General features: G+C 61.1%; 15 protein-coding genes and 2 riboswitches. Of the genes, 7 read left to right on the forward strand and 8 right to left on the reverse strand.

Features of this window, described 5'->3' with window-relative positions; genetic code table 11:
- Positions 1-216: 216 nt before the first annotated feature.
- Positions 217-292, reverse strand: a riboswitch (cyclic di-GMP riboswitch).
- A gap of 343 nt (positions 293-635) precedes the next feature.
- On the reverse strand, positions 636-2480 hold the full coding sequence (locus CF137_RS20090; RefSeq protein WP_139721238.1) for a M3 family metallopeptidase: 1845 nt from the start codon (positions 2478-2480) through the stop codon (positions 636-638).
- Between the two features lie 277 nt (positions 2481-2757).
- Here CF137_RS20090 and CF137_RS20095 point away from each other — a divergent pair, with 277 nt between their 5' ends.
- Entirely contained in the window at positions 2758-4440 is a 1683-nt protein-coding gene (locus tag CF137_RS20095; protein WP_139721266.1) for a methyl-accepting chemotaxis protein, read from the forward strand.
- Between the two features lie 264 nt (positions 4441-4704).
- Positions 4705-4790: riboswitch (cyclic di-GMP riboswitch) on the forward strand.
- 65 nt (positions 4791-4855) lie between these two features.
- Positions 4856-6280: an N-acetylglucosamine-binding protein GbpA gene (gene gbpA, locus CF137_RS20100; protein ID WP_139721240.1), complete on the forward strand. Its 1425-nt coding sequence runs from the start codon at positions 4856-4858 to the stop codon at positions 6278-6280.
- Between the two features lie 61 nt (positions 6281-6341).
- Here gbpA and cbl read toward each other — a convergent pair whose 3' ends face one another.
- The 6 genes from cbl to CF137_RS20130 all read right to left on the reverse strand — a co-directional run bounded on the left by cbl (position 6342) and on the right by CF137_RS20130 (position 12138).
- Positions 6342-7289, reverse strand: a complete 948-nt coding sequence (cbl, locus tag CF137_RS20105; RefSeq protein WP_139721242.1) for an HTH-type transcriptional regulator Cbl — start codon at positions 7287-7289, stop codon at positions 6342-6344.
- A 123-nt stretch (positions 7290-7412) separates the two neighbouring features.
- Positions 7413-8480 (reverse strand): sulfate/molybdate ABC transporter ATP-binding protein, encoded by a 1068-nt coding sequence (locus CF137_RS20110; RefSeq protein WP_139721244.1) that lies wholly within the window; start codon positions 8478-8480, stop codon positions 7413-7415.
- 27 nt (positions 8481-8507) lie between these two features.
- Complete coding sequence (gene cysW, locus CF137_RS20115) at positions 8508-9398, reverse strand: sulfate ABC transporter permease subunit CysW (RefSeq protein ID WP_042024143.1); 891 nt, start codon at positions 9396-9398, stop codon at positions 8508-8510.
- The gene (gene cysT, locus CF137_RS20120; protein ID WP_098972033.1) at positions 9395-10234 is read right to left on the reverse strand and encodes a sulfate ABC transporter permease subunit CysT; all 840 of its coding nucleotides are present in this window, start codon (positions 10232-10234) and stop codon (positions 9395-9397) included. Before cysT ends, cysW begins: the two co-directional genes overlap by 4 nt.
- Positions 10235-10504: 270 nt before the next feature.
- Positions 10505-11080, reverse strand: a complete 576-nt coding sequence (locus tag CF137_RS20125) for an RBBP9/YdeN family alpha/beta hydrolase (protein ID WP_139721246.1) — start codon at positions 11078-11080, stop codon at positions 10505-10507.
- A 56-nt stretch (positions 11081-11136) separates the two neighbouring features.
- On the reverse strand, positions 11137-12138 hold the full coding sequence (locus CF137_RS20130) for a sulfate ABC transporter substrate-binding protein (protein WP_139721248.1): 1002 nt from the start codon (positions 12136-12138) through the stop codon (positions 11137-11139).
- A gap of 224 nt (positions 12139-12362) precedes the next feature.
- Here CF137_RS20130 and CF137_RS20135 point away from each other — a divergent pair, with 224 nt between their 5' ends.
- The 4 genes from CF137_RS20135 (at position 12363) to CF137_RS20150 (ending at position 15026) form a co-directional block, all read left to right on the forward strand.
- Positions 12363-13625, forward strand: coding sequence for an MgtC/SapB family protein (locus CF137_RS20135; protein WP_101346194.1), 1263 nt, complete (start codon positions 12363-12365; stop codon positions 13623-13625).
- Between the two features lie 85 nt (positions 13626-13710).
- Positions 13711-14301, forward strand: a complete 591-nt coding sequence (locus CF137_RS20140) for a sugar O-acetyltransferase (RefSeq protein ID WP_101317755.1) — start codon at positions 13711-13713, stop codon at positions 14299-14301.
- Positions 14298-14636, forward strand: coding sequence for a DUF1294 domain-containing protein (locus tag CF137_RS20145; protein ID WP_101317753.1), 339 nt, complete (start codon positions 14298-14300; stop codon positions 14634-14636). Before CF137_RS20140 ends, CF137_RS20145 begins: the two co-directional genes overlap by 4 nt.
- A gap of 177 nt (positions 14637-14813) precedes the next feature.
- On the forward strand, positions 14814-15026 hold the full coding sequence (locus CF137_RS20150; protein ID WP_101346191.1) for a hypothetical protein: 213 nt from the start codon (positions 14814-14816) through the stop codon (positions 15024-15026).
- 84 nt (positions 15027-15110) lie between these two features.
- Here CF137_RS20150 and yrfG read toward each other — a convergent pair whose 3' ends face one another.
- Positions 15111-15791: a GMP/IMP nucleotidase gene (gene yrfG, locus CF137_RS20155; protein ID WP_139721250.1), complete on the reverse strand. Its 681-nt coding sequence runs from the start codon at positions 15789-15791 to the stop codon at positions 15111-15113.
- A 147-nt stretch (positions 15792-15938) separates the two neighbouring features.
- Between yrfG and nudE the strand changes: the two genes are divergently transcribed.
- Positions 15939-16547, forward strand: coding sequence for an ADP compounds hydrolase NudE (gene nudE, locus CF137_RS20160; protein ID WP_162515996.1), 609 nt, complete (start codon positions 15939-15941; stop codon positions 16545-16547).
- The last annotated feature ends 26 nt before the right edge of the window (positions 16548-16573 follow it).

Consider the following 16573-nt stretch of genomic DNA (forward strand, 5'->3'; position numbering starts at 1 on the left):
CAAGACGACAGCCCCTAGAAATGCTGAAAAGAATGAGAAAGCAAGAGATAGATGCCCCCTACTGACGACAGACCCCAAATATATACTGCTGCCAGAAAAACGGCTTGTAGCTGTTCTGTACAACGTGGTTTCGGATCTGGCTAAATCTTGCGGAGATACTGCATGAACTAGACTGAACGCTACCTATATTCCGAGGTGAGTCATCTAAACCTCACTAAAGGCAACTCAGCCGTCTCTAGAGAGACCTGTAGCTTTCCGGACCCGGTTCACATCGGGGGTGGCTAGGCGAACGATTTTGCAGCTGTGGACAATTTAGTCAATCCAGAAAAATACGAATAATTATCAAATCCATTGGGTTGTTTAATATATGTGCTCACCGGTGGCGACATAAACACGATTGACAACATGGGCAAAGCTGCATGGATAACGGGCGCTATCACCTTGCCACCCCGCATTCACTTTCATGTTTATATGAATACAAATCTGATGAAAATATCGCAGACACCATCGGCAAAACGACAGTTGGTGTCGCAATTGCCCCACGGGTACCTGATTCATACCACTACTGCGACAACTCATTACCACAAGAACACAAGAAGCAGTGCTCCCGGCCTGATCACCGGGAGCACAGTGGATTACGCAGCTGACGCTCGTTGGTAATGGTTAACGATCCACGCCTCAAAGTCGGCCAGCATGCGGGTTTCCGACTCGCTGTTGTCGGCGATAAGCTCGGCCCCGTGTACCACCCGGATATGGGCGTCGAGCGGGGTGCCCTCACCTACAGCGGGGCGCTGCTGGGCGGCGGCCATGCAGGCTTGCGCTTGCTGCCATGCGTCGGCGGCGCTCAGGTTGCACGCCTCGGCCAGCGGCACCGCGCTGAACCCCTCGCCAGTGAGGCTTCGCAGGGTCTCATCGTGGCTCATACCGTTGCCCGCCCCCCAGTAGTGGGCGGCCAAGTCCGGCCCGATGCGCGGGTTATCGGTGAGGTAGCCATCCCGTTTCAGGAAATAGGCGCGAGTCTGCTCCACCGCCATCAGCGCCAACAGGTAGCCATGATAAGCGCAGGCAGACTCCTGATTAAGGAGGTGCGGAATGGCCAGCAGCGGGCGCGGGCTCTCCACTCCGACGATCTTACGCTCCCACTGGCGGGCCAGCGCCAGCACTGCCTCCGGGGTGCGTTTGGCCTCATCCATGGCGTAAAGATCCCGCTCGAAGTAGGCCACCAGCGCAATCTGGCGCTCGTTGAAGGCACGAAACGGCTGGCGCGCGGCGATCAACTCCTTGATGAGGGCATCGGGGATGGGCTCTCCCGCCGCGTTTCTGGCGTAGCGTTTGAGCCAGTCGGCATCGTCCAGCAGGCTGTCGCAGAACATCGACTGGGTCTCGGCATAGGCCATGGAGGTGGGCGGAAACTCCTGTGAGAAGCAGGGGGCGTTGCCGGTGACATTGGCAAAGTGCGCCGCATGGCCCCCCTCGTGGAACAGGGTATTGAGGCCGTTCCAGCCGCTGCCAACCTGCGCCGGGTCGGCCAGGCTGGTGAAGTTGACCACCGCCGGCACCCACTCGCCCTGTTGGAAGAAGCTCGGTACCGGGCCGTGGCAGAAGCCGTTCTCGTATTTCCCCTCCCGGGTCAGCAAGTCCAGCGTCAAGGTCGCCCCGCGATACTGGATGCCGAGACGGCGGAAGCTCTCGACCCAATCCTTCAGCGCCCGCGAGAAGGGCACATAAGGATCGAGCTGGCGGGTCACGTCGCCGCTCACGCTGTAGCGCAGGTTGTGGGGCAACAGCGCCGCCGCCCCCTTGGCTGCTTTGAGCTCGGCCAGACTCTGCTGCAACCGGGCGTCAGTGCGGGCAATGAAGTCGTCGAGGATGGCGAACAGCTGCTCCGGGCTCATCTGCTCGTTCTTGCGCACCTTATAGTCGAAGTAGTCGCGATAGCCCATGGCGCGGGCAAAGCGATTGCGGATCGCCACCACCTCGAGAAAACCGTTGCCAACCACCCACTGCTCCAGGGTGTGGAACATGGCGAGCGCGCTCTGGCGCACCGCCTCGTTCGGGCTGGCGGCCAGCGAAGTGCTGGCTGCGGGCAGACTACCGGCAACCTGCTGCCCCTGCTCGTCCAGCAAGGTCAGTTTCAACCCCTTGCGGCGGGCAAACAGATCCGCCTCGGCGGCAACCAGCTCATCCATCAGGGCGGCAGCGGCGGGATCTTCAATCACGTTGCACTCGAAGAAGGCGATCCAGCCTTGCAGACCAAGTTTGAGATCATCCTGTTCGGCCTGCGCCAGCATCTCCCGCAATGCGGGCAGGCGGGCCGGATTGGCACAAAAGGCCTTGTAAGCCTTTTCGGCTGCGGTGAAACCGGGCTGATCATCGCTGGTGCCCATATAGGTGGACCAGAAGAGATCCTCCTTGCACCTGTGTACCTGCAGGTAGTCGGCGTTGAGCTGGTTGAAGTAATTCCTGGCAATGGAACTCATAAATTCCCTCTTGTTGTGGAGGCACCCGCAGCGGGGCCCACTCCTTATTTTTTGCTGAAATGCCAAACCATTCACACTCTTTGGCAAAAGTGACGCTGGGACGCGCATGAACACGCTACCAAAAAGTGAGTATCGCTGTCTGCTGGCTATACTGTTGTCAAAACACTCATTTGAAAAAGGCCGATGAACGGCTGCAACAATGAGTCGTTAATTTATGAAACTAGGCTACCGCGGTAACGAGCCACGTCACATCAATAGGGATAATGAGGGTTTCGTCATGTTCAAGCTCGGTGATATCACTGTGAGCCGCAAATTGATCTTGCTGCTCACGGTCGCATTTGTCGGTTTTATCTCGCTGCTGTTTATCTCGGCCAACGCGCTCCAGCGCAATCTGATGAGCGAGCGAGAGGCGCGGCTCAATGCGGTGCTGGGACAAACCATGAGCCAGATCCAGTTTCTGGCCAGCACCTTGCCAGCAGAGCAGGCGCAGCAGGAAGCGCGCAAGCTGCTGACCAACACCCGCTTTGATGGCAACAACTACCTGTTTGTCATCGACGAGAACCGCACCATGCTGGTTCACCCCATCCGCCCCGAGCTGGTCGGTCAGAAAATGGGGGAAGGTGGAGCCGCCACTGCCGGGCAGTTCTGGTTCCAGATGGTGGATATCGCCAAAGGGGGAAAACAGGGCACCCTGCAATATGTCTGGACCGGCCCGTCAGGCGAGACGGCTGACAAACTCTCCATGGTCTCCGGCTATCAGCCGTGGGGCTGGATCCTCGGCTCCGGCATGTTGCTGCAGGATATCCAGCAGACCATCTGGGCCCAATACATGAAGATGGGTACCGCTACCGCCATCGCGGTCTTGCTGATGGGGCTGCTGGGCTGGCGCATCACTCACTCCATTGTCTCCCCCCTCAATCAGATCAACCACGCCATGCAGCGAGTCGCCAAGGGGGATCTGGTGGTGAGCATCCCGGTGCACGGCAAAGATGAGCTGGGTATGGTCGCCCGCTGCACCAACCAGAGTCTGGATGCCATCCGCCACGCCCTGCTGGAAGCGAGTCTGGGTGCCCGCAACGTGGCGGATGCAGCCCTGCGCATCGCCGCCTCTGCCGAGCAGACCAATCAGGCGGTCACCAGCCAGCGGGATCAACTGGCCCAGCTCGCCACCGCCATGAACGAGATGAGTGCCACTATCACCGATGTGGCGGGTCATGCTGAAAATACCGCCCGCGATACCCAGGAAGCGACCGGTGAAGCCGGGCTCGGCAACCGTGACGTTCATGCCAGCGTCAACGGTATTCAGGCGCTGGCTACCGAGGTGGAGCAGGCAACCGTGCAAGTCAATCAACTCAAGGAGGGGGTGATGCAGATAAGCGAAGTGACGGCTGTCATCAGCGCCATTTCGGATCAGACCAACCTGTTGGCCCTCAATGCCGCCATCGAAGCCGCTCGCGCTGGTGAGCAGGGCCGTGGCTTTGCTGTGGTGGCCGACGAAGTACGCCAGCTGGCCAGCCGCACCCGCCAGTCCACCGAGGAGATCCAGAGCACCATTGCCCTGCTGCAACAGCGGGCGGTTAGTGCAGCCAGCGCCATGGATGCCAGCCGCAAGCTGGCGGAGAGCAGCGTCAATCAGTCACGCCAGGCAGGTCAGGATCTCACCCAAATCGTCAACCGCATCCAGCATGTGAGCGATATGGCGACCCAGATTGCCACCGCCGCCGAACAGCAGAGCATGGTGGCCGAGGATATGAACCGCAACGTCAGCGGCATCAACGACTCGGCGCTGGAGATGTCCCAATCAGCCTCACAACTGGCCCAAGAGAGTGAGCTGCTGGCTGGCCTCTCCCGCAGTCTGGATGAACGGCTTGCGGTGTTCAAACTGGGCAAAGAGTCTGCAACAACCCCGATGATGGCTCCCACATATCACCCCTCTGGCGAGCAGCGTGCCCGTCACTGACAGCGTCACGCCGTGTCGCCTTGTAACCCGACCTGCCAGCTCAGCTGGCAGTTTTTTTCACACCAATAACACGCAATCAGCATGCATCTTATCGACATATTCAACGGCATTCGACGCCATTCACAAATAAGAGAACAATTTAAAAACAGTCAGTTAGAATGATTAACGTGCCGTTTAACGGTGCATTTAAACATTTAACTTCAAATAATTAATCAATGCAGTGCACAATGCTGATGGCCGAACATTTGGCCCATCACTAAACATCTAGTCATTTGGCAAACTGACCGAAAGGTCGGGACGCAAAGCCTCCGGTCTACAGACGTTTTGTCCAGGATAGCGGGGTTGCCACACGCAAGTGTGCGTCGGGGAACACCCCGGCCAACTGACTGCCCACATCTATCGAACAGAGGAATGTATGGCAGCAAAAATCCAACTCAATCAGATCGCCGCAGTGCTGGCGCTGCTGGCCAGCGGCAGCGCCCTGGCTCATGGCTACATCAGCCAACCCGAGAGCCGCAACTACCTGTGCAAAACCGGCGGCAACAGCCAGTGTGGCGGCGTGCAGTGGGAGCCCCAGAGCGTTGAAGGCCCCTCCGGCTTCCCGCAGTCTGGCCCGCAAGATGGTCAAATCGCCTCAGCGGGCAGCCCGCGCTGGAGCGAGCTGAACGTCCAGACCAGCGACCGCTGGAGCAAGCATGAAGTGCAGGCAGGCCCCTTCGCCGTCAGCTGGACCTTCACCGCCAACCACGTCACCCGCAACTGGCGCTACTACCTCACCAAGCAGGATTGGAACCCGAATCAACCGCTGAGCCGCGCCTCGTTCGATCTGACCCCCTTCTGCGTTATTGAAGGCAACATGGTGCAGCCGCCCAAGCAGATGACCCACAACTGTACCCTGCCGGAGCGCACCGGCTATCAGCTGATCCTCGGCGTATGGGAAGTGGGCGATACCACCAACAGCTTCTACAACATCATCGACGCCAAGTTCAAAGATGGCAGCCAGCCGCCGCTGGAGTGGAGCCAGGCAGGCACCATCTACCCCTCCATCGACCTCGTGGTGGGTGATAAGGCGATGACCCGGGTATTCGATGCCAACGGCGAGCGCCCCGAGTTGCAGACCGTGCTGACCATCGCTACTGCCGAGCAGGGCCAGAAGAACAACTGGGCCCATGCCCTCGCCAGCAAGATCAACACCGAGCAGAGCCAGATCCGCGCAGGTCAGCAAGGGGCCGATGGCCAGTTCAACCCGATCTACGGCATGAACCCGGTCTATCTGAAGCGCGACAGCAAGCTGGAGCGGGTCGAGATTGACCTGCAACAGCAACAACCGCCGGTGGTGGACAGCATCAGCGTCAGCGGTCTGGCCAGCGACTATGTGCTGGACAACGGCAAGGCAACCCTCGATTTCACCGTCACCGCACAGGGCGATCTGGCCGTCACCAACACCCTCTACGACCACGGCGGCGTCGCCAAGGGTGAAAGCAGTGCCGACATCAAGGAGAGCAGCCACACCTTCACCATGGCGCTGGAAGGGCTCAAGGCAGGTCACCACCAGCTGGTGATCAAGGCCACCCCGAAAGCGGGCGGCGAGACCATCCAGCAGACCATGGATCTGATGTTCAAGGAGGCGAGCAGTGGCGGCGACTACCAGTTCATCTTCCCGAACGACATCAAGTCCTACACCGCCGGTACCAAGGTGTTGCAACCGAAAAACGGCAAGGTCTATCAGTGCAAGCCCTTCCCTTACAGCGGCTGGTGCAGCCAGTGGGCTGCCAGCGCCACCCACTATGAGCCGGGCGTCGGCTCCCACTGGCAAGATGCCTGGATTGAACTGAAATAAATCTCGACATGAACAACAAGAAGGGGAGCCATTGGCTCCCCTTCTTGTCTTCTCTTCCCATTCAAATCTGGAAGTCGATGGCGGGCTCGCTGCCCATGGCGCGAGCCTGAATATCCGCCAGTGCCAGCTCGGGGTTGCAGAGCTGGATAAACTGCCAGGCGAAGTTGTGGTGGAACTGCCCCTGCTTGAGGCCGATCCAGGCGGTGTGGGGGGCAAACAGATGGCTGCCATCGAGCTGCACCAGCCCCTGATCGCGCTGGGCGTCAAACGCCATGTCGGCCAGAATGCCCACTCCCATCTCCAGCTCGACATAGGTTTTGATCACGTCGGAGTCCTGCGCGGTCAGCAGGATCTGCGGCTCGATGCCTGCCTCGGCAAAGGCCTCGTCCACTCGTGCCCGCCCGGTCAACCCCGCCTGATAGGTGATGATGGGCCAGTTGGCCAGCGCCGCCAGAGTCAGCTCCCGTTCGTCAGCGAGCGGATGCTGCTCGGGCACCACGATATTGTGGTGCCAGCGGTAGTAGGGAAATGCCACCACCCCTTCGCTCTTGTCGAGCCGCTCGCTGCTGATGCCGATATCCACCTCGCCGCTCTGCACCAGCCGCACTATCTCCTCCGGGCCGCCCTGACGCAGCTCCAGCTGTACCAGCGGGAACTGCTCGCGAAACGCCTTCACCACCCGTGGCAGCGCATAGCGGGCCTGGGTATGGGTGGTCGCCACCAGCAAACGGCCCGAGTCGCGGTTGGCAAAGGTGCTGGCCAGTTTGCGGATATTGTTGGCGTCACCCAGGATACGCTCGGCAATCACCAGCAGCTCCTTGCCGGGCTCGGTCATGCCGAGCAGCCGCTTGCCGTAGCGGATAAAGAGCTCAATGCCGAGCTCCTCTTCCAATTCGCGGATATGGCGGCTCACCCCGGATTGGGAAGTAAAAAGGGCGTTGGCCACTTCGGTCAGGTTGTAATCCCGCCGCGCCGCCTCCCGGATAATGCGTAACTGCTGAAAATTCACCTTGTCGCCTCCTGCGAAGGGTGGCGACACTGCTTGGTCAACACCCTCATTTTTTGTTATATGGCCGGGATCATGCCCGGCTAACAGCCTGAATCGGGCGGCCACACCGCCCGCAACACCGCATCAAATTTGGTAGTCGGGATAGAACTGCGCCTGTCTGGCCACCAGCTTCACCCCCTGACCCGGTGCAAACAGCCTAGCCGCCTCTTTGGTCAGCTCCGCCTCGTAGTGAGCCCCTTTGGTCTCGCCGTCGCCGCGCAGCTCCACCCGAATGCGCGGCCCCATGGGCAACAAGCGGGTGATGGTGGCGCGGATCCCGCCCGGCGCATCGGCTGGCAGAATATCCAGCTCGTGGGGACGGACATAGGCGATGGCGGCGCTGCCGTGGGCCAGATGGGAGGCCGACGGCCCGCCAAGCAGCTGCTCGCCGATGCCGAATCCCTGCTCCGCCACCCGACCACGGAACTGATTCACGCTGCCAAGGAAGCTGTGGACAAAGGAGCTGGCGGGCTGGTCGTAGACCTCGGCCGGGGTGCCGATCTGCTCGACCCGCCCGGCATTCATCAACACCACCCGATCCGCCACCTCCAGCGCCTCTTCCTGATCGTGAGTGACGAACAGGCTGGTGACGTGCAGCTCATCGTGCAGTTCGCGCAACCAGCGGCGCAGCTCCTTGCGCACCTGGGCATCGAGGGCGCCGAATGGCTCGTCCAGCAGCAGTACTTTGGGCTGTACCGCCAGCGCGCGAGCCAGCGCAACCCGCTGACGCTGACCGCCGGAGAGCTGGGTCGGATAGCGCTCGGCCACGTGGCTAAGCTGCACCAGATCCAGCAGCTCCTTGACCCGGGCGCGAATGGCCGCCTCCGTCGGGCGCTCGCTGCGCGGCTTGACCCGCAGGCCAAACGCCACGTTCTCGAACACTGTCATGTGACGAAACAGGGCGTAGTGCTGGAACACGAAGCCGACGTTGCGCTCGCGCACGTGCAGATCCGAGGCATCCTCGCCACGGATGATGACACTGCCACTGTCGGCCTGCTCCAGCCCGGCGATGATCCGCAACAACGTGGTCTTGCCACAGCCGGAGGGGCCGAGCAGCGCCACCAGCTCGCCATCGTGAAAGTCGAGGTTGATGTCTGCCAGCGCCGCGTACTGATTGAAATGCTTGTTAAGTTGTTGAACCTGAATGCTCATGGATGCCTCTTCTCAATAATCGTCAAATCAGTGGGACTTGGTAGGCTGACCACGCAACCGGGCCAACAGGGTTTCCCCCAGCAGGGTGAAGATCCCGAACAGAGCCAGCAGGCTGGCCACCGCGAAGGCGGCGCCGGTCTGGTACTCGTTGTAGAGGATCTCGATATGCAGCGGCAGGGTATTGGTCTGACCGCGAATATGGCCGGAGACCACCGACACGGCACCAAACTCCCCCACCGCCCGGGCGGTACAGAGCAGCAGGCCATACATCAGACTCCAGCGGATGCCGGGCAGGGTGACGCGCCAGAACATCTGCAGGCCGCTCGCCCCCAGCATGATGGCCGCCTCCTCCTCTTCCGGGCCGCGGGCCTCCATCTGGGGCAGCAGCTCGCGCACCACAAAGGGCACAGTGATAAAGGTGGTGGCCAGAATGATCCCCGGCGTCGCGAAGATAATCTTGATGTCGTGCTCGCTCAGCCAGTCACCAAACCAGCCACGACTGCCAAACAGCAGCACCAGCATCAGACCGGCAATCACCGGCGACACCGAAAATGGCAGGTCGATGATGGTGATCAGCAGCTGACGACCGGGGAAGCGGAAACGGGCGATGGCCCAGGCCGCCGCGATCCCGAACAGCAGGTTGAGAGGGACGGCGCAAAGCGTGACCAGCGCCGTCAGCCCAAGCGCACTCAGGGCATCCGGTTCGCTGATGGCGTGCCAGAAGAAGGCGAGCCCCGGCGTCAGCGCCTGAATAAAGACGGTGGCCAGCGGCAGCAACAGCAGGGCAGCAAACCAGCCCAGACCCACAGTGATCAGCAACCACTTGACCCACTGGGGCTCGCGGATCACGACCGGAGCCTTGCGGCCGGGGGCCGCCTCCACAGGGGCAACCTCAATGGCGATGGCAGATGAACTCATATCCGGCTCCCTCCGATGCGAGACCAGCTCCAGGCCTGCAACTTGTTGATTAGCAGTAACAAAATGAATGAAATTAGCAGCATCACCACGGCGATGGCGGAGGCACCGGCGTAGTCGTACTCCTCCAGATGGCTCATGATCATCAGCGGCGCGATTTCGGAAACCATCGGCAGGTTGCCGGCGATAAAGATGACGGAGCCGTACTCCCCCACCCCACGGGCAAACGCCAGCGCAAAGCCGGTGAGCAGGGCCGGGATCAGGGTCGGCCACAGCACCCGCAGAAAGGTCTGCCAGCGATCGGCGCCGAGGCTGGCGGCCGCCTCCTCCTGCTCGATCTCGGCTTCCCGCAGCACCGGCTGCAGGGTGCGTACCACAAACGGCAATCCGATAAAGGTAAGCGCAATCACTACACCAATGGGGTTGTAGGCGAGTTCGATACCAAAGGGGGCGACCCACTGACCAATCCAGCCGTTGGGGGCGAAGATGGCGCACAGGGCGATGCCGGAGACGGCGGTCGGCATGGCAAATGGCAGGTCGATCAGCGCATCCACCAGTCGGCGACCGGGGAAGGTGTAGCGCACCAGGATCCAGGCCAGGATCAGCCCGAACAGACTGTTAAGCAGTGCCGCAATAAATGCCGCGCCGAAACTCAGGCGAAAAGAGGCAAGCACTCGCGGCGAACCGATCACCTGCCAGAACTCGGCGGCGGTCAGGTTGTTGACCGCAAACAGCACCAGCGCCGAGAGCGGCAACAGCACCAGCAGGCCCAGATAGAGCAGAGTGAAGCCAAAGGTAGGGCCGAAACCCGGCAAGACAGAATAAGAACCAAATCGCATAACACATCCGTCTGTTATGAATAATTTAAGATGTGGTGATTCTGCGCACTCTTCCTGTCAGCAACAAACACCGTTTGCGACTTTGCTAATTACTTTTTTGTCTAACAACGGTGGGACAAGGCTTTTAGAGCGATCCAAATAAAAAAAGGTCTTTTATATAAATAAAAGACCTAAGAAATGGAGCAATACGGAGCGGAACATTCAAAGAACGGGGCATGGCGCAACCAGCAAACCGCGCTATCGCCAGCCCTCCAACCACTTCACAGCTAACTAGCGGAAACCGAGCACCACGGGCCGGGGCGAGGCGGCCTTGACCGGTGCCACCACCAGCTCGCCACGGCGATAGAGGGCACCCAGCAAATTCAGCCCCTGATGCCAATCCCCATGACCGGACTGGGCATTGATATGGCCCGCCTCACCGGCATCGAACAGCGGCACCTGCCACTGACGGCTCCAGTATTCGGCCCGCTCAAAGCTCATCCAGGGATCGTTGCGGCTGGCCACCAGCTGGGCCGACACCTGCAGCGGCTCGGCCAATGCCTCATCCGCAATGCCAAAACGGGCGGGATCGGCGGGGGCCACCAGAAAAATCGAGGCGACCTTCTCCGGCTGTAACCTGGCCGCCGCGATGGCGGTCAAAGCGCCGAAGGAGTGGGCCACCAGATGAACCCGGCCGCGACGACTTCTCAGCTTGCTCGCCAGCTTGGCACTCCAGACCCTGAGGTCTGGCTTGTCCCACGGCAGCCCCGTCATGCGCTGCCATTGGGGAAAGTGATCGTGCCAGCGGCTCTGCCAGTGATCCGGCCCGCTGTTGTGCAGACCGGGAACCAGGAGGATCTTGTTCATCTTGGTGCTCCTATCGGCTGGCACAGGGGCCAGTTCAGTGATGGATATGGCGGCTATCAACGACCCGGCTGGTAGATCTGGTCAAACAGACCACCCTGGGCGAAGTGCTTCTTCTGGGCTTTCTCCCAATCCCCTTCCAGATCCTTGACGGTAAAGAGGGCAAGCTGCGGGAACTGGGCTGCTGTCTCTTTCAAGATCGCCGGGTTGCTGGGGCGGTAGTGATGCTTGGCGACGATATGCTGCCCCTCGTCGGAGTAGAGGTATTCGAGGTACGCTTTCGATACCGCTTCGGTGCCGTGCTTCTTGGCAACCTTGTCCACCACGGCAACCGGCGGCTCGGCCAGAATGGAGACCGATGGCGCCACCAGCTCGAACTTGTCGCTGGCTCCCGCCTGACCGAGCACCAGCAGGGCTTCGCTCTCCCACGCCAGCAGCACGTCACCGAGACCGCGCTCGGTAAAGCTGGTAGTGGCACCGCGGGCGCCCGAGTCCAGCACCTTCACGTTCTTGTAGAGATCGCCAACAAACTGCTTGGCCCCCTCTTCACTGCCGCTCTTTTTCAGGGCGTAGCCCCAGGCGGCCAGATAGTTCCAGCGCGCCCCACCGGAGGTCTTGGGGTTGGGGGTGACGATGGCGACATCCTTACGCACCAGATCGTCCCAATCCTTGATCTGCTTGGGATTTCCCTTGCGCACCAGGAAGACGATGGTGGAGGTATAAGGAGCTGAATTGTTGCCGAGGCGGCTCTGCCAGTCGGCGGCGATCAATCCCTCCTTGGCAATGGCATTGACGTCATAGGCCAGTGCCAGCGACACCACATCCGCCTCCAGCCCATCCACCACGGCACGGGCCTGTTTGCCGGAGCCACCGTGAGACTGGCTCACCACCACGTCATCGCCGGTTTTGGCTTTCCACTCCTTGGCAAAGGCGGCGTTGTACTCCTGAAACAGTTCGCGGGTCGGATCGTAGGAGACGTTAAGCAGGCGGATCTCGGCGGCATTGGCCTGGCCAAATGCCAGCAGGGAGAGCAGGGTCAGGGCGGTCATTCGCAGTTTCATGGTGATACTCCATATCTCGTTGGGTTGAGAACAGCATGCCGTGGAGTTGTTATGCCGAGAAGAAAGAAATAGCTCTTTGCTTATCTCTTTTGTTCATATCAGCCCCTTACCCCGCACCGGGAGCCGGGAGCCGGACGCAGACTCTGTGAGCCATGCCCCTCTGCCACCTTGCCCCCTGTGCCATCATGGGAACAAGGCAGACAGATGACGAAAAGGAAGTCGTTATGTGGATCAATGCAGAACCCGTCAACGGAGCCCTGGTCTCGCTGGCCATCGGCCTTATCATCGGGCTGGAACGCGGCTGGCAGGTGCGCCAGCTGGGGGATAACCAGCGCATCGCCGGGATGCGTACCTACGGCCTCATCGGCCTGCTCGGCGGAGTGTGCGGTTTGCTGCTGCCCACTCTGGGCCCCTGGCTGCCGCTGCTCGGCCTGTTGGCGGTGGTGATCGGCTGCGGCCTCTCGGTCTGGCTGGCCCAGCGCTGGCAGGGGGAGTTTGGCCTCACCAGCTCGGTGGCCATGCTGCTCACCTACCTGCTGGGGCTGATGTCGGTGCTGCTGAGCCCGAGCGAGGCGGTAGCCTGCGCCGTGCTGGCCGCCCTGCTGATGGGGCTCAAGGGCAAGATCCAGCAGGGGATGCTGTTTCTCAGCGAAACCGAGTTCCACGCCACCCTGCGCTTTCTGCTTATCTCGCTGGTGCTGCTGCCGGTGCTGCCCAACGAAGAGATGGGGCCCCTCGATGCCTTCAACCCCTTCAAGATCTGGCTGATGGTGGTGGTGATCGCTGGCATCTCCTTCTCTGGCCACTTCGCGGTGCGGCTGCTCGGCACCCGCGCCGGGCTGGTGCTTACCAGCATATTGGCGGGGCTGGCCTCCTCCACCGCCCTCACCCTGCAGTTCGCCCGCCTCAATCGGGAGCAGGGCGGGCTGGAGCGACTGCTGGCAACCGGCATTCTACTGGCGGGGGCCACCATGTGGTTGCGACTGCTGGTGCTGGTGTTGCTTATCCACAACGAGCTGGCGATGCGCCTCGCCGCCCCCCTGTTGCTGCTGGCGGCCACCGTCTACGGCTTCGCCTTCTGGTTCTGGCGCCAGCGCGAAGAGCTGACCGACGGCCCGGTAAAACCGGAAACCAGCAACCCCCTTGACCTGCCAACCGCCATCAAGTTCGGCCTGCTGCTGGCGCTGATCGGCTTTATGGCCACCCTACTGCAAGACAAGGTGGGCAACTCCGGGGTCTATCTGCTGGCGCTGGTGTCGGGCATCACCGATGTGGATGCAATAACCCTGTCGCTCTCCCAACTCTCCCACAAGGAGCTGGCGCTGGAGGTGGCCGCTCGCGGCATTCTGCTGGCCGGGCTGGTCAACTCGCTGGTGAAGGGGTTGCTGGCACTTGGCATCGGCGGTCGCAGCCTCGGGCTGCGGGTGCTGCTCCCCTACTTCGTCTCGGCCCTGCTGATCCTGCCTCTTATCTGGCCTGCAGGTTGACAGGGGTCATCTGCCACAAGTGACAGACTGACGGCCCCCTGACTGTCACGTATACTGCCCGCTCTTGCAGCATGAGGAGGTAGCAATGGCGAGCGACTGGGACAAGGTACTGGCAGGCGGGGCACTGGATAGCCAGAGCGAGGAGATAGCCAACGACCGTATTCGCGGTCAGGCGCTGCTGGCCCAACTCAATGGGTCATCTGCGGGCGATGGCCCTCTGCGCCAGCAGATCTGCCGCGAACTGTTCGGCCACTGCCCCGACTCCTGCTGGATCAGCACGCCGTTTACCTGCGAGTTTGGCCGCAACATCCATATCGGCGAGAAGACCTTCTTCAACTTCAACGTCACCATTCTCGACGTGGGCGAAGTGCACATCGGCAGCCATGTGCTGCTGGCCCCCAACGTGCAGATCTACACCGCCACCCACACCATGAACTATCTGGAGCGCCGCAACTGGACCGCCTACAACAAGCCGGTGCGGATCGGTGACGACTGCTGGATTGGCGGCGGCGCCATCATCTGCCCCGGTGTCACCATTGGGCCACGCTCCATCATTGGCGCGGGTGCCGTGGTGACCCGTGACATCCCGGCCGATTCGGTGGCAGTGGGCAATCCGGCCAAGGTGATCCGCACCCTCAAGCAGGATGAGGAGCGCTGCTGGGAGCTGGCCCAGTGATGGCGCTGGCGCTACTGCCACTGGGATGGACCCTGTGGCTCGGCCTCGACGGCCAGCAGTGGTGGCCGCTGGCCGTGCTGCTGACCATGAGCCTGCTCACCGTGGCCGCCTACGCCTGGGACAAGCGGCAAGCGGTGCGCGGTGAGTGGCGCATTCCCGAATCCCGCCTGCATCTGCTGGAGCTGTGCGGCGGCTGGCCAGGGGCACTGGTGGCCCGCCAGTGGCTGCGCCACAAGACCCAGAAACGCAGCTACCGGCTGGTGTTCTGGTTTATCGTGCTGCTGCACCTGACCCTGTGGGGACTCTGGCTTGGCCGCCCTCTCTGGCAGCAATAGCCACCTGGGTAACAAGGTGGTGGCTTGGCCGCCCTCTCTGGCAGCAATAGCCAACTGCATCACAAAGGGGAAACGGGCCCCATTGCGGCCAATTGGCGGCTATGAGAAAACAGAGCTGACCCATCAGCGTTTTCGCCGTTTATGACGACCATATTGATAACGACAAGGAGTCGTGACATGACCATGTGGACAGGCATAGTCCTGATCGTATTTATCAGCCTATTGTTCGGATATCTCGGCAAACGGGCTCGCTACCAGCTGGGGGATGCCCGCATCACCGACCGCCTCGGCAAGCAGGATTTGGTGATCCGGGAGCTGCAGGAGCGGGTCGCCAATCTGGAGGCGATCGTCATCGAAGAGGAGAAGCGGCGCCCGTTTCGGGAGCTGTGATGCTTCACCGCCAGGTTTCAGATAACCGGATGTCAGATAAAGAGAGAGGGCTGCATGATGCAGCCCTCTTTCGTTGCAGCAGACTCAGATTGCCAGCGGCAACAGCTCGGCGTAATCCCTGATTGCCGGGAAAGCGGTGATGCTCTGCTCGGGCTTGCAGCTGTCCGGATTCTGGATCGCCAGTTGATAGCCGATGCCATAGTCGGCGGCGGCCCGCAGGATCCGCTCGCTGTCATCCACAAACAGGGTGCGAGCCGGATCGAACGCCAGCCGCTGTGCCAGCGCCTGCCAGCAGTGCTGGCTCTCCTTCGACCAGCCCAGCTCGTGGGTGCTCACCATCAGATCCAGATGGTCGGCAAGGCCGAGCTGCGCATCCTTCACCGACAGGCTGGCGGGGTGGGCGTTGGTAAAAAGCACCAACTGCTTGCCCGCGGCACGCAGCTCGGCCAGAAAGGGGATGGCGTGAGGGCGCCACTGGATCTTCGCCAGCAGCTCCTGCTTGAGGGCACGAATGTCGAGCCCCAGGGTCTCGCTCCAGTAATCCACGCAGTACCAGTTGAGGGTGCCGTTGACCGCCTGATAGTGCACCTCGATCTGCGCCTTGGCCTCAGCCAGCGGCAGCCCGAACCGCTCGGCGTAACGCTCTGGCACCAGCTGCTGCCAGAGGTGGTTGTCAAAATGGAGGTCGATCAGGGTGCCATCCATATCGAGCAAGACGGTATCAATCTGCTGCCAGGGCAAGGTGATGGAGCGGGAGTATGGCATCGGGTCTCTTGATCTCGGTGTCGCGGAAGAAATGGAGCGGCAGTATAGCGGATTTTTCCTCCCCCTTTGCCATCCCGGGCCCGTGGTGTTCGGTGTGAGAGTCGTTTACTCTTGAAGCACTATTTTTTAACGAGCAGCCAGCGTCCGATGAGCGACCCCCACAACAGCAAACCCGAGCAAATCTCTGCCGACCAACTGGATCACCCCAAGTGCAAACCTGAGATCCTCAAGGCCGAAATCGTGGCCGAGAGCCGACTGTTCAAGGTGGAGTCCCTGCACCTCAAGTTCTCCAATGGCGAAGAGCGGGTCTACGAGCGGATGCGCGGCGGTAACCGGGGCGCCGTCATGGTGGTGCCGCTGTTCGATGCCCACACCCTGCTGCTGGTGCGCGAATACGCCGCGGGCACCCACTCCTACGAGCTGGGCTTTCCCAAAGGGCTGATCGACCCGGGCGAGAATGCCTTCGAGGCGGGCAACCGGGAGCTGATGGAGGAGGCGGGCTTTGGCGCCAACAGCCTGACCCTGCTCAAACAGGTGTCGCTGGCGCCCGGTTACTTCTCCAGCCGGATGGATATCCTGCTGGCCCAGGATCTCTTCCCCGAGCTGCGGATCGGCGACGAGCCGGAGCCCCTCGAAGTGATCCCCTGGCCCCTCAACCGGATCGACGAATTGCTGGCGCGACCCGACTTCACCGAGTCGCGCAGCATCAGTGCCCTGCTCTTGGCCCACAAGTGGCTGGCAGAGCAGGCAGAGTAGCCCGCAGACGGGCAGTTAACAGACAG

It is taken from the genome of Aeromonas sobria (assembly GCF_006243315.1).
GTDB lineage: Bacteria > Pseudomonadota > Gammaproteobacteria > Enterobacterales > Aeromonadaceae > Aeromonas > Aeromonas sobria_A.

Excerpts from the sequence above, each read along its gene's own strand:
- yrfG (WP_139721250.1), bottom strand. The coding sequence starts at position 15,791 with ATGCCATACTCCCGCTCCATCACCTTGCCCTGGCAGCAGATTGATACC.
- CF137_RS20135 (WP_101346194.1), top strand. The coding sequence starts at position 12,363 with ATGTGGATCAATGCAGAACCCGTCAACGGAGCCCTGGTCTCGCTGGCC.
- CF137_RS20090 (WP_139721238.1), bottom strand. The coding sequence starts at position 2,480 with ATGAGTTCCATTGCCAGGAATTACTTCAACCAGCTCAACGCCGACTAC.
- cysT (WP_098972033.1), bottom strand. The coding sequence starts at position 10,234 with ATGCGATTTGGTTCTTATTCTGTCTTGCCGGGTTTCGGCCCTACCTTT.
- nudE (WP_162515996.1), top strand. The coding sequence starts at position 15,939 with ATGAGCGACCCCCACAACAGCAAACCCGAGCAAATCTCTGCCGACCAA.
- CF137_RS20110 (WP_139721244.1), bottom strand. The coding sequence starts at position 8,480 with ATGAGCATTCAGGTTCAACAACTTAACAAGCATTTCAATCAGTACGCG.
- CF137_RS20125 (WP_139721246.1), bottom strand. The coding sequence starts at position 11,080 with ATGAACAAGATCCTCCTGGTTCCCGGTCTGCACAACAGCGGGCCGGAT.
- CF137_RS20130 (WP_139721248.1), bottom strand. The coding sequence starts at position 12,138 with ATGAAACTGCGAATGACCGCCCTGACCCTGCTCTCCCTGCTGGCATTT.
- CF137_RS20150 (WP_101346191.1), top strand. The coding sequence starts at position 14,814 with ATGACCATGTGGACAGGCATAGTCCTGATCGTATTTATCAGCCTATTG.
- cysW (WP_042024143.1), bottom strand. The coding sequence starts at position 9,398 with ATGAGTTCATCTGCCATCGCCATTGAGGTTGCCCCTGTGGAGGCGGCC.
- CF137_RS20140 (WP_101317755.1), top strand. The coding sequence starts at position 13,711 with ATGGCGAGCGACTGGGACAAGGTACTGGCAGGCGGGGCACTGGATAGC.
- CF137_RS20095 (WP_139721266.1), top strand. The coding sequence starts at position 2,758 with ATGTTCAAGCTCGGTGATATCACTGTGAGCCGCAAATTGATCTTGCTG.
- gbpA (WP_139721240.1), top strand. The coding sequence starts at position 4,856 with ATGGCAGCAAAAATCCAACTCAATCAGATCGCCGCAGTGCTGGCGCTG.